The 6,335-nt window shown below is 42.1% G+C and carries 6 protein-coding genes; 5 read left to right on the top strand and 1 reads right to left on the bottom strand.

The genetic code is table 11. From position 1 onward, the window contains the following. Positions 1-203: 203 nt before the first annotated feature. Positions 204-1,499 carry an NCS2 family permease gene (locus QL982_RS10455; RefSeq protein WP_290162390.1) on the bottom strand — a complete coding sequence of 432 codons (1,296 nt, stop codon included), beginning with the start codon at positions 1,497-1,499 and terminating at the stop codon, positions 204-206. A 451-nt stretch (positions 1,500-1,950) separates the two neighbouring features. On the opposite strand from QL982_RS10455, the gene tolQ reads away from it, so the two are divergent. The 5 genes from tolQ to QL982_RS10430 all read left to right on the top strand — a co-directional run bounded on the left by tolQ (position 1,951) and on the right by QL982_RS10430 (position 6,158). After that, a complete protein-coding gene (gene tolQ, locus QL982_RS10450) occupies positions 1,951-2,664 on the top strand; it encodes a protein TolQ (protein WP_290162389.1) in 714 nt (237 codons plus the stop codon). 13 nt (positions 2,665-2,677) lie between these two features. After that, the gene (gene tolR, locus QL982_RS10445) at positions 2,678-3,136 is read left to right on the top strand and encodes a protein TolR (protein ID WP_290162387.1); all 459 of its coding nucleotides are present in this window, start codon (positions 2,678-2,680) and stop codon (positions 3,134-3,136) included. Positions 3,137-3,206: 70 nt separating this feature from the next. After that, a complete protein-coding gene (locus tag QL982_RS10440) occupies positions 3,207-4,226 on the top strand; it encodes a TonB family protein (protein WP_290162385.1) in 1,020 nt (339 codons plus the stop codon). Positions 4,227-4,285: 59 nt separating this feature from the next. Continuing rightward, positions 4,286-4,714: a TonB C-terminal domain-containing protein gene (locus tag QL982_RS10435; protein ID WP_290162383.1), complete on the top strand. Its 429-nt coding sequence runs from the start codon at positions 4,286-4,288 to the stop codon at positions 4,712-4,714. Positions 4,715-4,853: 139 nt separating this feature from the next. Continuing rightward, a complete protein-coding gene (locus QL982_RS10430; RefSeq protein ID WP_290162380.1) occupies positions 4,854-6,158 on the top strand; it encodes a translocation protein TolB in 1,305 nt (434 codons plus the stop codon). Positions 6,159-6,335 lie beyond the last annotated feature (177 nt).

Raw genomic sequence — 6,335 nt, 5'->3', positions numbered from 1 at the left:
ATTGGCTATGACGCTTTGGTTATGTTTTTTTCTTTACTATTGCCGATTAATTATTATGACAATAATTAAACACTCACGAGCGTCAGGTAAGTGATAAGTCGTTTTTAAGACAAAAAAACTCCCCTTTATTACGTTAGAATAAAGAGGAATTAGAAGTCATATTGACGGCTTAAAGCATCATGTCAAAAACTGACCACACCAGCTTACAAGACGATTAATTTGGTCAACAAAATAAACGTCAATACCCAAACTGGAATCGTAATTTCAGAAAATTTCCCTGTCATCAGCTTCACTGCTGTAAAAGTAATAAAACCAAGCGCGATACCATCAGCGATAGAATATGTCAGCGGTGTTAATAGTAGAACGACTGCCACAGGAGCGGCTTCTGTCAAATCTTCCCAATTGATGTCTTTTAGGGTAAATAACATCAGTACCGACACATAAAAAATCGCGCCAGCAGTCGCATATGCGGGAATCATACCTGCCAACGGTGCAAAGAAAATACTCAATACAAACAACACACCGACCGTCACTGCCATCAGACCCGTACGACCACCTGATGCCACGCCAGATGCACTTTCAATATAACTGGTCGTCGATGATGTACCCAGCATAGCGCCAGCGACCGTCGCAGTAGAATCAGCCAATAGTGCTTTGTCCATGTTAGGAATATTGCCATCTTTATCGATTAAACCAGCTTTGTTTGCGATACCAACCAAGCTGCCTGTCGTATCAAATAGATCGACGAATAAAAAAGCAAAAATAACACTAATCATGCCAACGTCGAACGCACCCGCAATATCAAGCTCCATCAATGTTGGTGTGATGGATGGCGGAGCGGACATGATGCCAGAAAACTGAGTGTGGCCTGTCAACAAGCTAATCACCGTAATAATCAAAATACCAATCGTGACCGCACCTGGAACTTTTTTGTAGACCAAACCAATAATAATGAAAAAACCTAAAGCGGCCATCATAGGAGCAAATGAGGTCATATCACCAAGCATGACCAATGTCGCGTCACGACCAACAATAATACCTGAGCTTTGTAGCGCAATGAATGCTAAAAAAGCACCAATACCTGCCACAATACCTTGCTTAAGGCTTGTCGGAATGGCATTGATAATCCACTCGCGAATTTTAAACAAGCTTAAAATAATAAATAAACAACCAGATAAAAATACCGCGCCAAGTGCGGTTTGCCATGCATAACCCATACCCAGTACAACGCCATAGGTAAAAAAGGCGTTCAACCCCATACCTGGTGCGAGTGCCACTGGCAGTCGAGCATATAGACCCATAATAAAGCAGCCTATTGCCGCTGCTAAACAAGTGGCAACAAATACCGCCCCTTTATCCATACCAGCTTCTGCTAATACATTGGGGTTTACAAAGATGATGTAAGCCATTGTCAAAAAGGTGGTTATACCGGCAAGGATTTCCGTTTTGACTGTGGTGTTTTCACCGTTAATCCCAAAATAGCGTTCAATTGCATTCATAAGTGTCGCGCCCAGCTTGCTAGTGAAAGAACAGATTTATTGGTGCCTAAAATAAATATGACGTCAGCAAATGAATGGCGACGTCATTATCAAAAGGCAGCGGTAACAAGGTGCAACATTTTAGAGAAGTTACTGTGCAAATTCAATCATTACCAGTGCCTTATGGGTACAAACTTGCCTTTTCAGCGGTTTGAATCATAATAGCCAAACAATATTTCATATATCTGCACACAAATTAATCTTATACTGTAGATCAATGGCTTAAAAACGTATGAATTGTTTGCATTTAGCATTTAACAAATGACCTTTGCTACATTTAGCAGTACACTATGCGGTTAATATTAAACATGCCCTAGTATATAAAATTATTGTACTTTCACATTTTAGTTATCTAAAGTGCTATCTAGTCAGTATTATGACCGCTATTATTAATTACCCATGAGTCCATTACATGCCTGAATCATTAAATATTATCGATCTTATTACCCAAGCCAGTCTATTGGTGCAGATTGTGATGGCACTATTACTATTAGCTTCTTTGCTCAGTTGGGTGATTATTTTTCGTATGAGTGCGCGACTTGGTACAGCCAAAAACTTTGATCAACAGTTTGAAACTTGGTTTTGGTCAGGTGAAGATCTAGCCAAGCTGTATCAAGGCGTACAAGGCTCTCCTGACCGCCAAGGGCTTGAGCAGATTTTTTATGTGGGATTTTCTGAATACTTAAGAATGCACAAAAAACGTCAACCTAAAGATGACATTATCGACGGTGTTGAACGCAAGCTACGCGTCGGCCTAGGTCGTCAGCAGCAATTACTAGAGTCAGGATTGACAACACTAGCGAGCATTGGCTCCGTGGCTCCGTACATCGGACTGTTCGGTACAGTGTGGGGAATTATGAATGCCTTTTTGGGGCTGTCACAAACGGAACAAGCCACCCTCGCCTCGGTAGCTCCCGGTATCGCTGAGGCACTGATTGCAACCGCGATGGGTTTGTTTGCAGCAATCCCTGCGGTATTGGCATACAACCATTTCACCGCAAAATCGAGTCGACTATATGACTCACGTGCGTTATTTTGTGATGAGATGACAGGCATGCTACAGCGTGAGACCAGTGCACAAAATCCTGTCAGCAGAGAAACGCCATCTACTACCATTCAAGCATAAGGACGACGAAGCCATGAAGCAAAGTCCCTATCGCCGTGAAAAAAAAGCGCTCAATGCAGAAATGAACGTCGTTCCTTACATCGACGTCATGCTAGTGCTATTGGTGATATTTATGGTGACAGCCCCGATGCTGATTACGGGTGTCGATGTCGATCTACCGAAAGAACAAACCAATACCATGAGTCAAAGCCAGTTACCCGTGATTGTTTCTTTGACTGACACGGGTGATATTTTTATCAGTTATGAAAGCAATATCGACGTGCCTGTCAGTGAACCTGAGCTAATTGAGACTTTGTCTAACCTGCAATCCCAAAGTAACAATAATAGCGCGGAGCCTGTGCAAGTGATGATCAATGCCGATCAAAACAATCAATATGGTGCCATCATGACTCTCATGGCAACCTTGCAGCAAGCAGGCATCGAAAAAGTAGGATTATTGACAGGTGCGCCGCTGCCCACGCCTTCACTGTGATAGTCGTTCTGTAATAAACGTGTCACGCAATAATAGCCAATTCCAGTAGTCACTCCGATAAACCACGCTCATGAGTATCCTTACCATGCATAATGCTCCTGCCGTCTATGTACCCACTGAACCAGAGAGCAACGGGCTAACACTGCCTACGTTGCTAAGCTTGCTGGCGCATGGCCTAATCATCGGCATACTGGTTTATAATTACCAAAACACTGAAGTAGAAATGACTGGTAGTATCGAGACGGTCATGGTATCCCCTGAGCAACTGGCTGATATGCAAGGGCAGATATTGGCCAACCGTGCGGCGACTCAAGCACAAGCAGCTAGTGCCAATAGCAATGCAGCTGTAGTCACCCAAGCAAATGAGTCTAACCGTCACGATGCCAATCAAAATAGTAGCCAATCAAGCTCACAGCGAGTACCTGTTTTTACACCGTCTGATGCGACTGCTGGCCGCCCCTTATTGATGAGCGCAGAGCATCATCAACGTTTGCTTGAACGAAATAGAGAATATGAGCAACAGATGGCTGAGTTGGCAGAACAATTAGATGAATCAATGGCAGAAAAGCACGATGCGGTTGAGCAAGACAAAAGAGACGAGCAGATAGAAAGTCAACAAAGGCTCCAAGAGTATCGTAATAAGCCAAATGACTCTCTCAGAATCAATCGCCCCACTGCTACTGATAAGAATATAAAAATTAATGCAGGTAGCTCAGGCAAAGAATTAAGCTTATTAGAAGATGGGCAGCCTACCATATCTGGAAGTACGTCCAGTCAATCTAGTAATACTGGGAATAGAGGTTCTTCCAAGTCAAAAAAACAATATATCAATGGCATCGTATCTCAAATTAAGAACTCATTTGTGTTTCCAAAAAATACTTATGGTCAGACTGTAAAGCTAATCATAGAAGTTGATCGATCTGGTAACGTGACATCAGTAACAGTTTCGCCAAAATCAGGTGGTAGTGACGTGGCTCAAGCGGCAGCAATTACTGCTACAAATCAAGCGAGCCCATTAGATATCGACCCTGATAATTTTGAAGACTATAAAGAGATTCAAGTGACCGTTACAATACCTTCAGCGTCCTAACCTAATAATGATAAAAGAGTAAAAGTTAAAATCAGTAAATGAAATAACGAAAGGATAGAATGATGGGGGTATTTAATGCTCGAATAACCATATCAAAAACTCTCAACTCCTTATTTTTCTGTCTGTTATTTACTTTATCTTCATTGGCATCAGCCGATGAAATAAATGATAAAGACTCAGTAACTAATAAAAAAGAGCGGCTTTCAAAGCCTTCTAATACTGATTCTCATACAAATAACATCACGACAGCTATTCGGCATCACTATACGCCACCTATTACTTTCGGCAGAGGGCCTGTGAACGCTACCATAAGGCTTGATGATACAGGTAACGTAATTGCAGTATCAGCAACAGGCTCAAGTGAACCAATAAATCAGGCAGTAATGTCAGCTATACACAAAGCCAGCCCTTTGCCAATTGATTTAGAAAACCCCAATGATTACGCTCATATTGTCATTCGTTTCAGAATACCAAAGCCTGCTTTATAATTTAGCTGAATGTTAATTATTAATTCTCTAGCCATTGCCTATTATGGTACGATATTTTTTATCTATACTTATTGCCAGACAGTTTCCATCAATTAAAAAAACCTCAATAAACTTTATTCATTAGATTAACGGCCTACTTATGACACCTTTTAATATTCATTCGGCTCATCGATTATCAAAACTATTTTTATTAACGCCATTATTTTTAACGCCATTGATGGCAGCAGCTGCGCCACTTGAGATTGAAGTAGTGGTAGATGTGCCAAAACAACAAAACCAAATCGCTTTTGTTCCCTTCGCTGGTGACACGGTTATGTCCCCTATTATCTCGAGTGACTTAAATCACACTGAGCTAAAAGTGACTAGTGAAAATCTGCCACAGCAACCGCGTAGTAGCAGCGAGTTGTCAGGCACACTACCAGTATGGCAAAGTATCGGTATTCCTTACCTAGTCGTCGGTAGCACCAGTACCAATCGAGGTAAAGTAACCACTAACTATGAAGTCATTGAAGTAAAGTCAGGACGCATACTAGCAGGCAAACAAAGTCTAACGGCTAACAACAATAAAGAGAGTATGCGTTATGCGAGTCACGTCATCGCAGATAAAGTATATGAGCTGATTACTGGTATTCCAGGTGACTTCTCAGGGCGCATTGCTTATATTGAAGAAACTGGCGGCGGTAAAGACAAAGTGTCGAAACTCATGGTCATGGATGCTGATGGCGAAAATGCCAGAGCTATTACTGAAGTGCCAGGGTCTATTTTTTCACCCGCATGGTCACCTGATGGCAACCGCATCGCCTACTCGGTCCAACGTGATAAATCTTATCCCGTTATTTATATACAAAGTGTGAGCGGTGGCGGTGCAACCCCGATAACGCCCTTCCCTGGCAACAATCTCAATCCATCATTTTCACCAGATGGCAGTAAGATATTATTTTCTAGCAGCTTTGAAGGCAGTGCTGATATCTATGAAATCAACTCAAATGGTAGTGGATTAAGAAAAATTATTGACTGGCCTTCTATTGAGATGCACCCCAATTACGCCCCCGATGGCAAGTCTTTCCTTTTTACATCAGGTAGAGGAAATGAAAATAAGCCACAAATCTATCGTTATGAGTTTGGCTCAGGACGTACGACGAAGCTATCAAGCAGCGGTTATGCTACCAGCCCACAGTTCAATAGCGATGGTTCACAAATTGCCTTTTTGAATGGGCGCGACCCCGCTATTATGAATAGCAATGGTACAGGGGCAGCTAAAGTTGGTAATACGGGTATCGACGAAGCACCAAGCTTCTCACCCAATGGCAAACGCGTGGTCTATGTATCAAAACAGGGCGGTGAAGGTATACTGACCATCAAATCTTTAGAAAGTGGTGATTCTTTTAACGTTCCTGTTAAGGGTACTGCCCGATCACCAGTCTGGTCAGCCAGTCCAAAGTAACTTTGTCATTTTACCCAAAACACCTTAGGGCGTGTTTGATATTCACAAATATTCAAAATAAACAAACCTGACGCATCACGGCTATCACTCCCAATTGTGTGTAGTCGTGACCTGTTGCTAGGCCGTGTCCTCATTTTTAAAATGGTGATAAAATTTAGCTACTTTACCGTTTAAGGT

The organism is Psychrobacter sp. 5A.1, assembly GCF_030407455.1.
Lineage (GTDB): Bacteria > Pseudomonadota > Gammaproteobacteria > Pseudomonadales > Moraxellaceae > Psychrobacter.
Note: the sequence above shows the minus strand (reverse complement) of the source record. Positions and strands in the feature narration are given on the sequence as shown.